A 16243-nucleotide genomic window follows, 5' to 3' on the forward strand; every position below is an offset into this window, starting at 1 on the left:
CGGGTCGCCCGCACGGGGTGCTGGAAATCGACCGGATGGGGAAGAATGCGTCGGATGACCGAGCCCGAGGACGTCCCCGAGATCCCGCCGTACGCCGAGGCCGTGCTCGATCTCGCCGAGCGCATCCCGCCCGGCCGGGTGATGACGTACGGGGACGTCGCCGAGTACCTGGGCCGCGGCGGCCCCCGGCAGGTCGGCCGGGTGATGGCGCTGTACGGGGCGCCGGTGCCCTGGTGGCGGGTGGTCCGGGCGGACGGGCGGCCGCTGCCCGGCCACGAGCACCGGGCGCTGCCCGAGTACCGGTCCGAGGGCACCCCGCTGCGCACCGTCGGCGGCGAGCCGCGGGTCGACCTGCGGGCCGCCCGGTGGGACGGAGGGGTCTGACCGGGAGAGGTGCGCCGGAGGGGTCTGTGGGTGCAGGATCGTAGGCTCGTCGCGGCAAGGCCTCTTCCCCGGCCCGCCGCCGAACCGCCTGAACCGCCGAACCGCCTGAACCGCCGTACGACCCTGGACCGCAGTGACCTCACCGTTCCGCCTGGTGCGCAGCCCCCTCGCCCAGCCCGACCCGCCCCAGCTGGACTCCTTCCAGCAGGCGGTGGTCGAGCACGCGTCGGGGCCGCTGCTGGTGCTCGCCGGGCCCGGCACCGGCAAGACCACCACGCTGGTCGAGGCGGTCGCCCGGCGGGTCGCCGACGGCACCGCGCCCGAACGCGTCCTGGTGCTGACCTTCAGCCGCCGGGCCGCGATGGAGCTGCGCGACCGGATGACCGCCCGGATCGGCGCCACCGCCCCGCAGGCCACCACCTTCCACTCGTTCTGCTACGCCCTGCTCCGCGCCCACCAGGCGCCCGAGGAGTACGCCGAGCCGCTGCGGCTGCTCTCCGGCCCCGAGCAGGACGTGATGGTCCGCGAGCTGCTGGCCGGCGGCGCCGAGGACGCGAAGGCGGGCGCCGGCACCATCGACTGGCCGCTCGACCTGCGGGCCTGCCTGACCACCCGCGGCTTCGCCGACGAGGTGCGCGCCGTGCTCGCCCGCAGCCGCGAACTGGGCCTGGGCGAGGCGGAGCTGGAGCGCTTCGCCCGGGGCGTGCAGCGCCCCGACTGGGCCGCCGCCGCCCACTTCCTGGCCGAGTACCTGGACGTGCTGGACCTGCGCGGCGTGCTGGACTACGCCGAGCTGGTGCACCGCGCCGTGCTGCTCGCCGAGCGCCCGGACGTCGCCGCCGGGCTGCGCGGGCGCTACGACGCGGTCTTCGTCGACGAGTACCAGGACACCGACCCGGCGCAGGTCCGGCTGCTGCAGCGGCTGGCCGGCGGCGGCCGGGACCTGGTCGCGGTCGGCGACCCCGACCAGTCGATCTACGCCTTCCGCGGCGCCGACGTGAACGGCATCCTGGAGTTCCCGCACGCCTTCCCGCGCGCCGACGGGAGCCCCGCCGAGGTCAGGGTGCTGCGGGTCTCCCGGCGCTCCCGGCCGGTGCTGCTGGCCGCCTCCCGGGAGCTGGCCCGCCGGATGCCGACGGGCCGGCTGCCCGCCGACAAGCTCGCCGCGCACCGCGCCCTGCTGCCCTCCGCGGCCGGCCACGGGCACGAGGGCGGCGCCGTCGAGGTGTACACCTACCCGACGCCCGGCGCCGAGCTCGACTCGGTCGCCGACCTGCTGCGCCGCGCCCACCTGGAGGACGGCGTGCCCTGGGGCGAGATGGCCGTGCTGGTCCGGGCCGGGTCCCGGACCATACCGGCGGTGCGCCGCGCGCTGACCGCCGCCGGCGTCCCGCTGGAGATCGACGGCGACGACCTGCCGCTGCGCGAGGAGAGCGCCGTCGTCCCGCTGCTGCTCGCCCTGCGGGTGTGCGCCGAGGGCCCCGGCGCGCTCACCGCCGACCGCGCGCACACCCTGCTCACCGGCCCGCTCGCCGCCCTGGACGGCTCCGACCTGCGCCGCCTCGGCCGCACCCTGCGCGAGGAGGAGCGCCGGGCGCTGGCCGCCGACGGCGCCCCCGGGGTGGTCCGCCCGGCCGAGGAGCTGATCCGCGAGGCCCTGGAGCAGCCCGACCAGCTCGCCCTGGTGGACGCCCCGTACGCCCGCCGCGCCCACGAGCTCGGCATGCTGCTGCGCAAGGTCCGGGAGCTGCTGGCCGGCGGCGCGAGCGCCGAGGACGCGCTGTGGGAGCTGTGGGACGCCTCCCGGCGCTGGCGCGAGCGGCTGGAGCGGGCCGCCCTGCGCGGCGGCCCCGCCGGGCGCAACGCCGACCGGGACCTGGACGCGCTGTGCGCCCTGTTCGAGACCGCGGCCCGCGCCGAGGAGCGGGTCACCGGCCACCGCGGCGCGCTCGACCTGCTCGCCGAGGTCGAGGCCCAGGACATCGCCGCCGACACCCTGCACGTGCGCGCGGTGCGCCCCGACGCCGTCCGGCTGATGACCGCGCACCGCTCCAAGGGCCTGGAGTGGCGGCTGGTCGTCGTCGCCGGCGTCCAGGAGGGCCTCTGGCCCGACCTGCGCCGCCGCGGCTCGCTGCTGGAGGCCGACCGGATCGGCCGCGACGGCCTGGCCGAGCCGCTGTCGGCGGGCGCCCTGCTCGCCGAGGAGCGCCGGCTGTTCTACGTCGCCGCGACCCGGGCCAAGGACCGGCTGGTGGTCACCGCCGTCAAGGCCCCGGCCGAGGACGGCGACGAGCCCTCCCGGTTCCTGCGCGAGCTCTACCGCGAGACGCTCGACCCGCGCACCGGCAGGGTGCTGGAGCGCACCCCGCCGGTCAGGGTCGCCGACGTCACCTCCCGGCCGCGCCGCCCGCTGTCGGTGCCCGCGCTGGTCGCCGAGCTGCGCGCCGTCACCGTCGACCCGGCCCGCTCCCCGCAGCTGCGCCGGGCCGCCGCCGAACGGCTCGCCACCCTGGCCGCCGCCCTGGACGAGGAGGGCCGCCCGCTCGTCCCCGCCGCCCACCCCGACCAGTGGTGGGGCCTGGACGACCCCACCGCCGCCCCGCAGCCGCTGCGCGAGCCCGGGCAGCCCGTCGCGCTCTCCGGCAGCGGCCTGGAGCAGCTGGAGTCCTGCACGCTCCAGTGGTTCCTGGAGAAGGACGTCAGGGCGGGCACCACCGCCTCCGCCGCCCAGGGCTTCGGTAACGTGGTGCACGCCCTCGCCGACGAGGTCGGCTCCGGCCGCACCCCCGCCGACCTGGCCGTCCTTATGGAGCGCCTGGACACCGTCTGGGACGCGCTGGCCTTCGACGCGCCGTGGAAGTCCACCCAGGAGAAGGGCGAGGCCCGGGCCGCCCTGGAGCGCTTCCTGCGCTGGCACGTGCTGGAGCGCGGGCGCACCACCGTCGCCACCGAGCACGGCTTCGACCTGACGCTGGAGGTCGGCGGCGTCGCGGTGCGCGTCCGCGGCTCGATGGACCGGGTGGAGACCGACGCCGCGGGCCGCGCCTACGTCGTCGACTTCAAGACCGGCAAGCAGGTCCCGACCGACAAGTCGCTGCCCGAGCACCGCCAACTCGCCGTCTACCAGCTGGCGGTGGGCAACGGCGCGCTCGACCCGCTGCCCGGCTTCGAGCACGGCGCCACCCCCGGCGGGGCCGAGCTGGTGCACCTGCGCGAGCCCGCCAAGGGCGACCCGGAGGCCCCCAGGACGCAGCGGCAGCTGCCCGAGGAGAGCACCCCCTGGATCGAGGACCTGCTGGTCACCACCGCCGGGAAGGTGCTCGCCGAGAGGTTCACCCCCACCGCGGGCGAGCGCTGCGGGCGCTGCTCCTTCCGCGGCAGCTGCTCCGCGCAGCGGGACGGGCGACATGTCGTCGACTGAGCCGCTCCGGCACCCGGCCCAGCTCCGCGACCTGCTCGGCATCCCGTTCAACGACGAGCAGCTGGCGGCCCTCGGCGCGCCCATGGAGCCCGGCGTGATCGTGGCCGGCGCGGGCTCCGGCAAGACCACCGTGATGGCCGCCCGGGTGGTCTGGCTGGTCGGCTCCGGCGCGGTCCGCCCCGAGCAGGTGCTCGGCCTGACCTTCACCAACAAGGCGGCCGGCGAACTCGCCGAACGCGTCCGCGCCGCCCTGCTGCGGGCCGGGGTCCGCGCGGCGGACGAGGACGCCCTCGGCGAACCGCAGGTCTCCACCTACCACGCCTTCGCCGGCACCCTGCTCAAGGAGCACGGCCTGCGCCTGGGCATCGAACCCGACGTCCGGCTGCTCGCCGACGCCACCCGCTTCCAGCTCGCCGCCCGGGTCCTGCGCCAGGCCCGCGGCCCGTTCCCGGCGCTCACCGGCACCTTCAGCGCGCTGGTCGCCGAGATCGTCGCGCTGGACTCCGAACTCGCCGAGCACCTGGTCGAGCCCGCGCGGCTGCGCGCGCACGACCGGGAGCTGCTCGACCGGCTGGCCACCGTCAAGCTCTCCAACGAGGACCTGCGGGCCGTCCCGAAGGCCGCCCGCGGCCGGCAGGAACTGCTGCAGCTGGTCGAGGACTACCGGGCCCGCAAGCAGCGGCTCGGCCTGCTCGACTTCGGCGACCAGATCGCCGCCTCCGCCCGGCTGGCCCAGCAGCGCCCCGAGGTCGGCCGGCTGCTGCGCGCGCAGTACCGGGTGGTGCTGCTGGACGAGTACCAGGACACCTCCGTCGCCCAACGCCTCATGCTGGCAGGCCTGTTCGGCGGATCCGCCGGGGCCGGGCACCCCGTCACCGCGGTCGGCGACCCCTGCCAGGCGATCTACGGCTGGCGCGGCGCCTCGGTCGCCAACCTGGACGACTTCCCGCGGCACTTCCCGCGCGCCGACGGCGGCCCGGCGCACCGCTTCTCGCTCAGCGAGAACCGCCGCAGCGGCGGCCGGCTGCTCGACTTCGCCAACGGACTCGCCGCCCCGCTGCGCGCGATGCACGAGGGCGTGGCGGCGCTGCGCCCGGCCCCCGGCGCCGAACTCGACGGCTACGCCCGCGTCGCGCTGCTGCCCACCCACGCCGAGGAGGTGGACTGGCTGGCCGACTCGATCGCCCACCTGGTGCGCACCGGCACCGCGCCCGGCCGGATCGCGGTGCTCTGCCGGGCCGGCGGCGCCTTCCCCGACCTGCACGCCGCGCTGGTCGCCCGGCAGGTCCCGGTCGAGGTGGTCGGCCTCGGCGGGCTGCTGCAACTCCCGGAGGTGGCGGACCTGGTGGCGGTCTGCGAGGTGCTCCAGGACCCGACCGCCAACGCCGCCCTGGTCCGCCTGCTGATCGGTCCGCGCTGGCGCACCGGCCCGCGCGACCTGGCCCTGCTCGGCCGCCGGGCCGCCGAGCTCGTCCGCACCGCCCGCCCCGGCGAACAGGACCCGCTGGCCGCCGCCGTGGCCGGGACCGATCCGACCGAGGTGGTCTCGCTGGCCGACGCGCTGGAGACCTTCGTCGACGCCGAGCAGCCCGACGACCTGCCGTTCTCGCCCGAGGCGCGGGTCCGCTTCGCCCGCTTCGCCCGGGAGATCCGCGAACTGCGCCGGGCGCTGGCCGAGCCGCTGATGGACGTCCTGCACCGGGTGCTCACCGTCACCGGCCTGGAGGTCGAGCTCTCCGCCTCCCCGCTGGCGCTGGCCGCCCGCCGCCGCGAGACGCTGCACTCCTTCCTGGACATCGCCGCCTCCTTCGCCGACCTGGACGGCGACCCCGGCCTGGCCGCCTTCCTGGGCTTCCTGCGCGCCGCCCAGGAGTACGAGCGCGGCCTGGACGCCGGGCTGCCCGGCGGCGAGGACACCGTCAAGGTGCTCACCGCGCACAAGTCCAAGGGCCTGGAGTGGGACGTGGTCGCCGTCCCCGGCCTGGTCAAGGGGGGCTTCCCGTCCGGCCAGGGGCGCGAGCGCTGGACCTCCACCCGCCGGGTGCTGCCGCACGCCCTGCGCGGCGACGCCGCCACGCTGCCCGCCGACCCGGCCTGGGACGCCAAGGGCATGGCGCGGTTCAAGCAGGAGACGGCCCGGCACGGCGCGGTCGAGGAACTGCGGCTCGGCTACGTCGCCTTCACCCGCCCGCGCTCGCTGCTGCTGGCCTCCGGGCACTGGTGGGGGCCGACCCAGAAGCGCCGCCGCGGGCCGTCGGAGTTCCTGACCGCGCTGCGCGCGCACTGCGAGCGGCCCGGCAACGGCGAGGTCGAGCACTGGGCCGCGGAGCCGGCGCAGGACGCGGAGAACCCCGCGTTCGACGTGTCGGTGGAGACCCCCTGGCCGCTGCCGCTCGACCCGACCGCCCAGCACGCCCGCCGACGGGTCGCCCGGGTGGTGCGGCAGCGGCTGGCCGGCGCGCCCGCCCCCGGGCCGGAGCCGATGGGCGCCGAGGACCAGCGGCTGCTGGCCTCCTGGGACCGCGACCTGACCGCCCTGCTCGGCGAGTTGGAGCGCTCCCGGCGCACCGGCCGGGACGTCGAACTGCCCGCCTCGCTGTCCGCCACCCAGCTGATGCGGCTGGCCGCCGACCCGGACGGCTTCGCCCGCGACCTGGCCCGCCCGATGCCCCGCCCGCCCGCGCCCGCCGCCCGCCGCGGCACCCGCTTCCACGCCTGGGTGCAGTCCCGCTACGACCAGCCGCTGCTGCTCGGCCCCGACGCGCTGCCCGGCCTGGAGGCCGAGGAGATCGAGGACGAGCGCGACCTGGAGCGGCTCAAGGAGGCGTTCCTGCGCGGCCCCTACGCCGGCCGCACCCCGCACCGGGTCGAGGCGCCCTTCCAGCTGGTGCTCGGGGGGCGGGTGGTGCGCGGCCGGATCGACGCGGTCTACCGGGACGCGGACGGTGGCGCAGGGTCACCGCGCTACGAGGTGGTGGACTGGAAGACCGGCCGGGAGGACTCCGGCGACCCGCTGCAGCTCGCCGTCTACCGGCTGGCCTGGGCCGAGCAGGCGGGCGTTCCGGTGGAGCAGGTCACCGCGTCGTTCTGCTACGTCCGCTCCGGCCGGATCGAAACCCCGTCAGGACTTCTTGGCCGAAAGGAGTTGAGCGATCTTCTGATCGGGAATAGGTAGAAAAGAGTCACTCAGAGCATCCAACCCGTCACGAGATCACGCGAAACCTGTGCGCCCTGCACGTTTCGTGCCTATTGTGGGGTCGGTAACCGGTCATCCCTCGTACTCCGGCCGCCGTCAGGGCTCTCCCGACCCCTTGACCTCCCGTCAGACCCGCCGGTGCCGAGCAGCACCCGCACCTTCCGCTGGAGAGACCGACGTTGAGCGCGACCGGATGGATCAGGGACGTCCTCCACGGCCCCACCCCAGGCCCGGTACCGGGCACCGTCACCGGGACCTGGCCCAAGACCTCGCACGCCCTGCCGCTGATCGGCATGCTGCTGATCCTCTCCCTCGACCTGCTGACCGCCAGCCGGGTCAGCGTCGAGCCCGCCCTGACCGCCGTCCCCGCCCTCGCCGCCGTCGTCTCCCGCCGGACGTGGTACCCGCTGCTGACCGGCGCCCTGGCCGAGGCGTGCGCCTTCGGCACGGCCTGGTACCACGGCATCCTCGGCCAGTCCGTGCACACCGCCACCGTCGCCGCGATCATCGTCATCGCCGGCATCGGCCACCTCAGCGCCACCCTCCGGCTGCGGCAGGAACTCGCCCTCGCCGAGGCCCAGTTGGTCGCCGAGGTCGCCCGCCGGGTGCTGCTGCGCCCGGTCCCCGACCGGGTCGGGCCGGTCCGCGCCGCCGTCCGCTACGCCGCCGCCGCGGCGCACGCCTCGATCGGCGGCGACCTGTACGAGGTGGTCAACACCCGGCACGGCGTGCGCGCCGTGATGGGCGACGTGCGCGGCAAGGGGCTGGCCGCCGTCGAGACCGCCGCCGCCGTGCTCGGCGCGTTCCGCGAGGCCGCCCACCAGGAGCCCGCGCTGGAGCGGGTGGCCGGCTGGCTGGCCGTCAGCCTGGACCGGGCCCTGCACGAGAACGACCACCCCGGCGTCGAGGAGGAGTTCGTCACCCTGGTGCTGGTCGGCGTCCGTCCCGACGGCGTCCTGGAGATCGCCAACTGCGGTCACCCGCCGCCGGTCCTGCTCCGCAGCGAGGAGCCGCCGCACCTGCTGGCCGCCGACGAGACCGTCCCCCCGCTGGGCGTGCTCGACCCCGAGGACGTCTGCCCCCCGCTGCAACCGGTCGAGCTCCGGTCCGGCGACCGCCTGCTGCTCTACACCGACGGCGTCATCGAGGCCCGGGACAGCGGCGGCGCCTTCTACCCGCTCACCGACCGGCTCCCGCTGCTCGCCGACGACGGCCCCGGCGACGTCCTGCAGCGCCTGCACGACGACGTGGTCCGGCACGTCGGCCACAAGCTCGGCGACGACGCGGCGATGCTGCTGCTCCAGTTCGACCCCGTCGCGCTGCCCGCCCAGGCGGCCCCCCGCGACCCGGGGGCCGCGGTGGGCACCGGGGCCGACGCCTGACCGCCGGGCGCTGATCAGACCTCGACCTCGACCACCAGCGGCCGGTGGTCGGAGACCCCGGTGCGGGGCGCCGAGACCGAGCCGACGGCGTTGCGCGGGACGCCGATGCCCAGGATGTGGTCGAACTGGACGGTCGGCCGGTGCGCGGGGTAGGTCGGCGTGCGGGCCAGGTCGTACCAGCCCTGCAGCCGGGTGCGCCGCGCGGTGCGGACGCGCTCGCGCCGCGCCGTGCGCTGGATCGCGTGCGCCGAGCCGAGCACGGTGCGCGGCACCGCGCCGATCAGGTTGAAGTCGCCGAGCACCAGGTAGGGCTGCGGCAGGTCGGCGATCCAGCGCCGGATCGCGGCGAGCTGCCCGACGTTCCACCCCGGCACGAAGGACAGGTGCGCCGCCACCACGGTGAACTCCCCGCCCGGCCCGGCCAGCACCGCCGCCAGCGCCGCCCGCGGCTCGTCCGGGACGGGCGTCAGCCCGCGCCGCCCGGCCACCCGCAGCGGCAGGCCGAAGGGCGCGGGCGCGAACCGGCGGGCCCGCCAGTGCAGCACCGGCAGCCGGGTGAGCAGCGCGGTGCCGTACGAGGGCCGGGCGGTGTCGGCCAGGTCGGCCGGCCCGTAGACGGCCAGGCCGGGCCGCTCCGGGTCGGGCACCCAGCCCGCGGAGGGGGCGGGGACGCCGTGCAGCGCGGCGGCGAAGCGCCAGTCCGCGGCGCCCATCGCCTTCGCGGCGACGGCCGCCTGGTCGACCAGGCCGGAGCGCTCCTGGTGGCGGTCGACCTCCTGGAGGGCGAGCACGTCGGCGTCGAGCGAGGCGACGGCCTCGGCCAGCGGGCCGCCCGGGTCGGCGGGCCGGGGCGCCGGGCTGCCGTCGGGGGCGAGCGGTTGGCCGTGCAGCAGGTTGTACGTGGCGATCCGCAGTGTGGTCACGCCGTCGACCGTACCGGGCCCGGGTGAACGGTCCGGCGGCTTGAGGGTGGCGAGCATACCGGGTATACATACTCGGTATGTCGATCCGTCACGGCCTGCTCGCCCTGCTCGACCAGGGCCCGCGCTACGGCTACCAGCTGAGATCCGAGTTCGAGGCCCGCACCGGGGCGACCTGGCCGCTCAACGTCGGCCAGGTGTACACCACGCTGGGCCGCCTGGAGCGCGACGGGCTGGTGGAGGCCGCCGGCGAGGACGACGAGGGCCACCAGTTCTACTCCGTCACCGACGAGGGACGCGCGGAGCTGCGCCGGTGGTTCGACACCCCGGTGCCGCGCACCAACCCGCCGCGCGACGAACTGGCGATCAAGCTGGCGATGGCGGTGACCATCCCCGGCGTGGACGTGGCCGCGGTCGTGCACGGCCAGCGCCGGCACAGCATGCAGGCGCTCCAGGACTACACCCGGCTCAAGGGCCGGGCGCTGGCCGCGGACGACGGCTCCGGCAAGGACCTGGCCTGGCTGCTGGTGCTGGAGCAGCTGATCTTCCAGACCGAGGCGGAGATCCGCTGGCTGGACCACTGCGAGTCCCGGCTCGCCCAGCACGCCGAACGCGCCGCCGCCCCGTCCGAACCCGTCGCCGCGCCGCCCGCCCGGCGCGCCGCCAAGAGCCGCGACCGCGGCCGCATCTGAACCTCCTGGGGGAGCGATGACCGAACAACTCAAGCCGGCCGAGCCCGTGCTGCACCTCGACCAGGTCAGCCGGACGCACGGCCAGGGCGCGGCCCGGGTGCACGCGCTGCGCGCCGTCGACCTGCGGGTCCACCCCGGCGAACTGGTCGCCGTGATGGGCCCCTCCGGCTCCGGCAAGTCCACCCTGCTGACCCTGGCCGGCGGCCTGGACAGCCCCACCGGCGGCCGGGTGGTCGTCGAGGGCACCGTCCTGGGCGACCTGGACCGCAAGAAGCTGGCCGCCGTCCGCCGCCGCTCGGTGGGCTACGTGTTCCAGGACTACAACCTGATCCCCGCGCTCACCGCCGCCGAGAACATCGCGCTGCCCCGGGAACTGGACGGGGTCTCCGCCCGCGCCGCCCGCCGGGAGGCGCTCACCGCGCTCGAGGAGCTCGGCATCGCCGAACTCGCCGACCGCTTCCCCGACGACATGTCCGGCGGCCAGCAGCAGCGCGTCGCCATCGCCCGCGCCCTGATCGGCGACCGCCGCCTGGTGCTCGCCGACGAACCCACCGGCGCCCTGGACTCCACCACCGGCGAGTCCGTGCTCGCCGTGCTGCGCGCCCGCTGCGACGCCGGCGCCGCCGCCATGATGGTCACCCACGAGGCCCGGCACGCCGCCTGGGCGGACCGGGTGGTGTTCCTGCGCGACGGCCTGCTGGTCGACGAGACCGCCCGGCAGGACGCCGGCAGCCTGCTGGTCACCGCCGCCACCAACGCGCGGAAGGACGGACAGCGGTGAAGCCGACCGCCTGGCGCGCCGCCCTGCGGATCGCCCGCCGCGACGCCGCCCGCGCCAAGGGCCGCAGCGCCCTGGTGCTGGCGATGATCGCGCTGCCGGTGCTCGGCGTGGCCGGCGTGGACGTGATCGCCCGCAGCGCCCAGCTCGAACCGGCCGAGAAGGCCGCCCGGCAGATGGGCACCGCCCAGGCGGCCGTCACCGCGTCGACGCCCGGCGGCACCGTCCTGCAGAGCCCCGACGGCGACAACAGCACCAGCAGGATGCCCGAGAAGGACCAGCCGCGGACCCCCGCGCAGCAGCGCAGCGCCACCACCGACCCCGCGCAACTGCTCACCGAACTGCTGCCCGGCGCGGTCCTGGTGCCGACCGACGACTACAGGAGCACCTCGGCCACCACCAAGGAGGGCCGGATGTCGGTCACCGTGGAGGAGGCCGACCTGACCGACCCGGTGTGGAAGGGCAAGCTCAACCTGGTGGCGGGCACCGCCCCCACCCAGCCCGACCAGCTCGTCGTCACCCGCGGTTTCCTGGACCGCTCCGGCCTCCGGGTCGGCGACCGCACCGCGTTCCGCGGCCTGGACGCCCGGCCGTACACCATCACCGCCGTCGCCGAGAACCCGGCGCGGCTGGACGAGGCGATGCTCTACGGCCGCCCCGGCTCGCTGCTCGCCCCGCTCGCCCAGGCCGACCCGGACTCCGCCGACAGCGGCCCGGTGAACACCAAGTCCTGGCTGGTCAAGCTGCCCGGCGGGGCACAGGTCGACTGGCCGAAGGTCAAGGAGCTCAACGACCACGGCTTCACGGCCGTCTCGCGGACCGTCCTGCTGCACCCGCCGGCCCGCGCCGAGGTGCCCTACTACGCGGCCCAGGACCAGAGCGGCGCCCACGTGAACAAGAGCGTGCTGGCCGTCGCCGCGCTGGTGCCCGGCATGGCGCTGCTGGAGATCGTGCTGCTCGCCGGACCGGCGTTCGCGGTCGGCGCCCGCCGCTCGCGCCGCCAGCTCGGCCTGCTCGCGGCCGGCGGCGGCGACCGCTCGCACGTCCGCGCGGTGGTGCTGGCCGGCGGCGCGGTGCTCGGCACCGGCGGCGCCGTGCTCGGCCTGCTCGGCGGCGTGGGCCTGGTCGGCCTGCTGCGCGGCCCGCTGGAGGAGTACGGCGGCCAGCGCTTCGGCCACCTCGACGTCCAGCCCCTCGACCTGCTCGCCGTCGCCCTGGTCGGACTGGTCACCGGCCTGCTCGCGGCCGTCGTCCCCGCCGTCCAGGCCTCCCGGCAGGACGTGGTGGAGGCCCTCACCGGCCGTGGCGGCAGCAAGCCCGCCAACCGGCTCGTCGCCCTCCTCGGCGCCGTGATGGTGGCCGGAGGCACCGCGCTCGCCCTGCTCTGCGCCGTCACCAACACCGCCCCCGTGCCGGGCCTGCTCGGCGGCTCGGTCATCGCCGAGATCGGCATGCTGCTGTGCACCCCGCTGCTGATCGGCCTGTTCGGACGGCTCGGCCGGCACCTGCCGCTCAGCCCGCGGCTCGCGCTGCGCGACTCGGTCCGCCACCGCGGCCGCACCGCCCCCGCCGTGGCCGCCGTGATGGCCGCCGTGGCCGGCGCCGTCGCGGTGGGCGTCTACCACGCCAGCGACGTCGAGCAGCAGCGCCGGGACTACCGGCCCACCCTGCCGGCCGGCGCGGTCGCCCTGATGCAGGGCGGCAGCTCGGACCTCGACGAGACCCGGTTCGGCCCCCTGCGCCAGGCCGTCGAGCAGGACCTCGGCAAGCTCGGCGACCGCGCCGACGTGCTGAGTCCGACCGCCCTTCCCGGCGACTGCCGCGGCGGCTACCGGTGCGGGTACGTCCAGACCCTCAAGACCCCCGAGCGGCGCTGCCCGGCGGACGACGCCAAGACCGACGAGGAGCGCGAACGGGCCATGGCCGACGCCCGCTGCACCGCCGAGCGGGCCCTCCCCACCGACCTGGCCAGTCTGTTCGGAGACACCCTGATCGGCGGCCCGGCCCTGCTGCACAACCTGCTGGACCTGCACGATCCGGCCGCCGAACAGGCCCTGGCCGCGGGCAAGGTCCTGGTGCTCCGCCCCGACCGGGTGGCCGACGGCCGGGTCACCCTGCGCGCCGAAGACCCGCCGACCCCCGCCCAGATCGCCGCCGACGACTACCGGGGCAAGACCCGGGACCTCGCGCTGGACGCCGTGGAGGTGCACGCGCCCCTCCCGTTCGCCAGCGCCGTGATGAGCCCGGAGACCGCCCGGCGGGCCGGCCTGGGCGTCCGCGCCGAGGGGGCGCTGTGGAAGCCCGCCGCGGCACCGGCCGACAGCCGCGTCCAGAAGGCCACCGCCCACGTCTCCAAGCTCGACGACGGGGTCTACCTGGAGGTCGAGCAGGGCTTCAGGGCCGACCGGAGCATCCGGATGCTCGGCCTGACCGCCTTCGCCGCCCTGGTCGCCCTCGGCGCGGCCGGCATCGCCACCGGCCTGGCCGCCGCCGACTCCCAGCAGGACCTGGCCACCCTGGCCGCGGTCGGCGCCTCCGGCGGCATCCGGCGACGGCTGTCCGGCTTCCAGTGCGGGGTGATCGCCGCGATGGGCACGGTGCTCGGCCTGCTCTGCGGCGCCGTCCCGGCGGTCGCGCTGCGCCTGCTGGAGGCCCGCAACTCGACGGTCTGGGCCGACGGCGTGCCGGTCGGCCACCAGGACGCCGTCATCGCGGTCCCGTGGGCGGACCTGGCCGGGCTGCTGATCGGCCTGCCGCTGGTCGCGGTGCTGCTGGCCGCGGCGCTCACCCGCTCCGGGATCGGACTGACCCGCCGGGCCGGGTGAACCGGGCGCGGGGGGACCGGCCCCGGGGGCCGCGGCGGGGCCGTGGTGGGGCCGTCGGTGGGGCCGCGGTGGGGGCGGGCGCACCGCGGCGGGGGCCGCGGTGCGGGGACCGGGGCGGGTGACCGTGCTCACGGCCGGGGGAGGCCGTGGGCACGCACCCGTCCGGGCGAACTAAAGTCGTCCGTATGACGAAAACCCCGGACAGCGCCGTCCGCTCCTACATCGACCGGCACGAGGACGCCTTCCTGGCCGACCTCGCCGACTGGCTGCGCATCCCCTCGGTCTCCGCCGACCCGGACCGGGCGGGCGAGGTCCGCCGCTCCGCCGAGTGGCTGGCCGAGAAGCTGCGGGCGACCGGTTTCCCGGTCGCCGAGGTGTGGGAGACGGACGGGCTGCCGGCGGTGTTCGCCGAGTGGCCCTCCGGCGAGGAGAGCGCGCCGACCGTGCTGGTCTACGGCCACCACGACGTGCAGCCCGCCGCCCGCGAGGACGGCTGGGACACCGACCCGTTCGAGCCCGCCGTGGTCGGCCGCCGGCTGTACGCGCGCGGCGCCGCCGACGACAAGGGCCAGGTCTTCTTCCACACCCTGGGCGTCCGCGCCCACCTGGCCGCCACCGGCCGCACCGCGCCCGCGGTCAACCTCAAGCTGCTGGTCGAGGGCGAGGAGGAGTCCGGCTCGCCGAACTTCGCCGCCCTGGTGCGCCGCGAGGCCGGGCGGCTGGCCGCCGACGTCGTGATCATCTCCGACACCGGGATGTGGTCCGAGACCACCCCGACCGTCTGCACCGGCATGCGCGGCCTGGCCGACTGCCAGATCGACCTGTACGGCCCGGACAGCGACATCCACTCCGGCTCCTTCGGCGGCGCCGTCCCCAACCCGGCCGCGGTGGCCGCCGAACTCGCCGCCGGCCTGCACGACGCCGACCGCAGGGTCGCGGTGCCCGGCTTCTACGACGGCGTCGTCGAACTCACCGACCAGGAGCGGGCGCTCTTCGCCGAACTGCCCTTCGACGAGCGGCGGTGGCTGGAGGTCGCCAAGTCGCACGGCACCCTGGGCGAGGCCGGCTACACCACCCTGGAACGGGTCTGGGCCCGGCCGACCGCCGAGGTCAACGGCATCTGGGGCGGCTACACCGGCCCCGGCGGCAAGACCATCGTCCCGGCCGAGGCGCACCTGAAGCTCTCCTTCCGGCTGGTCGCCGGGCAGGAGGTGGAGAAGGTCCGGGAGTCCGTCGCGGCCTGGGTTTCCGAGCGGGTCCCGGCGGGAATCCGGTACGAGATCGCCTTCCCCGGCGCGACCCGCCCCTGCCTGACGCCGCTGGACCACCCGGCGCTCCGGTCCACCGTCCGGGCGATGGAGCGGGCCTTCGAGCAGAAGGTCCTGTTCACCCGCGAGGGGGGCTCCGGCCCGGCCGCCGACCTCCAGGACGCGCTGGGAGCGCCGGTCCTCTTCCTCGGCATCTCGGTCCCCTCGGACGGCTGGCACTCGGTCAACGAGAAGGTGGAGCTCGACCTGCTGCGCAAGGGCGTCGAGACCTCCGCCCACCTGTGGGGCGACCTCGCGGAGAACTTCCGACCGTGACGACGCGCCCCGTACCTGCCGCACCTGCCGTACCTGCCGTACCTGCCGTACTGAAGCGAAGCGAACGGGGATGGACGAGTTGAGCAGCGCACCCGACACCAAGCGCCTCGCGCTGGCCCGGGCCGGGGTGGACCGGGCGGCGCACCGCCGGCTGGACGAGCCGTGGCTGGCCGCGGCCTGGAGCCACCCCAGCACCCGGGTGCTGCCGATCGCCGGCGGCGAGGCGTTCGTGGTCGACACCGAGGACCGCACCGAACTGGTGCTGCTGCCCTCCTTCGAGGCCCCGGTGACCGGCGACCGGTACTTCCTGGGCACCGACGAGGACGGCACCCACTACTTCGCGCTGGACTGCGAGTCGCTGCCCGGCCGGCTCGACGGCGACGCCCGCCCGGCCGGCCTGCGCGAGGTCGGCAGCGCCCTCTCCGACCGGGACTCCGGGCTGCTGGTGCACGCCGTGGCCCTGGAGCACTGGCACCGGCTGCACTCCTTCTGCTCCCGCTGCGGCCACCGCACCGAGAAGGCCGGGGCCGGCCACCTGCGCCGCTGCACCTCCTGCGCGGCCGAGCACTACCCGCGCACCGACCCGGCGGTGATCATGCTGATCACCGACCCCGAGGACCGCTGCCTGCTGGGCCGCCAGGCGCTCTGGCCGGAGGGCCGCTGGTCCACGCTGGCCGGGTTCGTCGAGCCCGGCGAGTCGATCGAGCAGGCGGTGGTCCGCGAGGTGCTGGAGGAGGCCGGGGTCCGGGTCGGCGAGGTCGCGTACGTGGCCAGCCAGCCCTGGCCGTTCCCGTCCAGCCTGATGCTCGGCTTCCTCGGCCGGGCGCTGCCCGGGGGCACCGGGATCACCGTGGACGGCGAGGAGCTGTCCGAGGCCCGCTGGTTCAGCCGGGAGGAGCTGCGGGCCGGGATGGCCGCCGGGGAGATCCTGCCGCCGTCCGGCATCTCGATCGCCCGGTACCTGGTCGAACTCTGGTACGGCGAACCGCTGCCGGCGGCCGCCCGCTGGTGACGCCCGGCGCCCGGCGCCGCTGCTTCCCGCCCGACGGGGGCGTACGGAGT

General features: G+C 76.4%; 10 protein-coding genes. 9 read left to right on the plus strand and 1 reads right to left on the minus strand.

What is annotated here, in order from left to right:
* The first annotated feature begins 45 nt into the window (after positions 1–45).
* The 4 genes from K353_RS15325 to K353_RS15340 all read left to right on the plus strand — a co-directional run bounded on the left by K353_RS15325 (position 46) and on the right by K353_RS15340 (position 8383).
* A complete protein-coding gene (locus tag K353_RS15325) occupies positions 46–384 on the plus strand; it encodes an MGMT family protein (RefSeq protein WP_233533600.1) in 339 nt (112 codons plus the stop codon).
* Positions 385–517: 133 nt separating this feature from the next.
* Positions 518–3805: an ATP-dependent DNA helicase gene (locus K353_RS15330; RefSeq protein ID WP_111554158.1), complete on the plus strand. Its 3288-nt coding sequence runs from the start codon at positions 518–520 to the stop codon at positions 3803–3805.
* Positions 3792–6980 (plus strand): ATP-dependent DNA helicase, encoded by a 3189-nt coding sequence (locus tag K353_RS15335; RefSeq protein WP_111554159.1) that lies wholly within the window; start codon positions 3792–3794, stop codon positions 6978–6980. The genes K353_RS15330 and K353_RS15335 overlap by 14 nt, the downstream gene beginning before the upstream one ends.
* Before the next feature lie 200 nt (positions 6981–7180).
* Positions 7181–8383: a PP2C family protein-serine/threonine phosphatase gene (locus tag K353_RS15340; protein ID WP_111554160.1), complete on the plus strand. Its 1203-nt coding sequence runs from the start codon at positions 7181–7183 to the stop codon at positions 8381–8383.
* 14 nt (positions 8384–8397) lie between these two features.
* On the opposite strand, the gene K353_RS15345 is transcribed toward K353_RS15340, so the two are convergent.
* A complete protein-coding gene (locus K353_RS15345) occupies positions 8398–9306 on the minus strand; it encodes an endonuclease/exonuclease/phosphatase family protein (RefSeq protein ID WP_111554285.1) in 909 nt (302 codons plus the stop codon).
* A 77-nt stretch (positions 9307–9383) separates the two neighbouring features.
* Between K353_RS15345 and K353_RS15350 the strand changes: the two genes are divergently transcribed.
* The 5 genes from K353_RS15350 to nudC all read left to right on the plus strand — a co-directional run bounded on the left by K353_RS15350 (position 9384) and on the right by nudC (position 16193).
* The gene (locus tag K353_RS15350; RefSeq protein ID WP_111554161.1) at positions 9384–9995 is read left to right on the plus strand and encodes a PadR family transcriptional regulator; all 612 of its coding nucleotides are present in this window, start codon (positions 9384–9386) and stop codon (positions 9993–9995) included.
* Positions 9996–10011: 16 nt separating this feature from the next.
* Positions 10012–10776: an ABC transporter ATP-binding protein gene (locus tag K353_RS15355; protein WP_111554162.1), complete on the plus strand. Its 765-nt coding sequence runs from the start codon at positions 10012–10014 to the stop codon at positions 10774–10776.
* Positions 10773–13598, plus strand: a complete 2826-nt coding sequence (locus K353_RS15360; RefSeq protein ID WP_111554163.1) for an FtsX-like permease family protein — start codon at positions 10773–10775, stop codon at positions 13596–13598. The genes K353_RS15355 and K353_RS15360 overlap by 4 nt, the downstream gene beginning before the upstream one ends.
* Positions 13599–13783: 185 nt before the next feature.
* Entirely contained in the window at positions 13784–15181 is a 1398-nt protein-coding gene (locus K353_RS15365) for a dipeptidase (protein WP_111554164.1), read from the plus strand.
* A 70-nt stretch (positions 15182–15251) separates the two neighbouring features.
* Positions 15252–16193, plus strand: a complete 942-nt coding sequence (nudC, locus tag K353_RS15370) for an NAD(+) diphosphatase (RefSeq protein WP_111554165.1) — start codon at positions 15252–15254, stop codon at positions 16191–16193.
* Positions 16194–16243 lie beyond the last annotated feature (50 nt).

Origin of the sequence: Kitasatospora sp. SolWspMP-SS2h, from assembly GCF_003259315.1 — a bacterium.
Taxonomy (GTDB): domain Bacteria; phylum Actinomycetota; class Actinomycetes; order Streptomycetales; family Streptomycetaceae; genus Kitasatospora; species Kitasatospora fiedleri.